A 643-nucleotide genomic window follows, 5' to 3' on the forward strand; every position below is an offset into this window, starting at 1 on the left:
TTGGTGAAGGCCCACACACCCGAGTCCTGGACCACGTTGTTGCTCAGGGTCTCGTAGCGGGAGCCCTCGTCGAGGTAGAGGCCGACGGTGTTCCTGTTGTCGTAGACGTGGTTGTGGTCGATGCTCGTGCCGGGGTTGGCCGACAGCGAGTAGATGCTGCCGCCGTCGTGGAACACCTTCTTGGTGCCGTGCACCTTGTTGTAGCTGACGACGGTGTTCTTCAGGGTCGTCGCCGTGGTGTAGACGGGCTGGTAGTTGTAGAGGCCGCGGTTCCGGTAGTCCTGGCTGCCGCCGGCGTCGTTGGCCCCCCAGCCCCAGCCGACGTCGATGCCGTCGTAGGCGAGGTTCGAGACCTCGTTGTGGGTGATGACGGCGTGCGTGACGTAGGTCGAGAGGATCCCGGCCATGTCCTTGTAGTCCTTGGCGACATCACTGATCCGGTTGTCCTGGATGGTGATGTTCTGGTTCGTCATCCCGGCGTTGGACGGGTGGTGGGCGTCGGGCCGCACACCCCCGACCACGATGCCCGCCCCGGAATCGTCGGTGAACGTGTTGCCCGAGACCATGATGTCCGAGGCGCCCAGGCCGACGCCGGAGGCGTGGGCGTTGGCGTCGTTGCCGATGCCGAGGGCCACCTGACCCA

General features: G+C 65.2%; 1 protein-coding gene. It reads right to left on the minus strand.

The features are described 5' to 3' along the window. On the minus strand, positions 1 to 643 hold a 643-nt coding region (locus ABD323_RS43485), incomplete at both ends, for a right-handed parallel beta-helix repeat-containing protein (protein ID WP_344447539.1).

Source organism: Kitasatospora nipponensis (genome assembly GCF_039528135.1).
GTDB lineage: Bacteria > Actinomycetota > Actinomycetes > Streptomycetales > Streptomycetaceae > Kitasatospora > Kitasatospora nipponensis.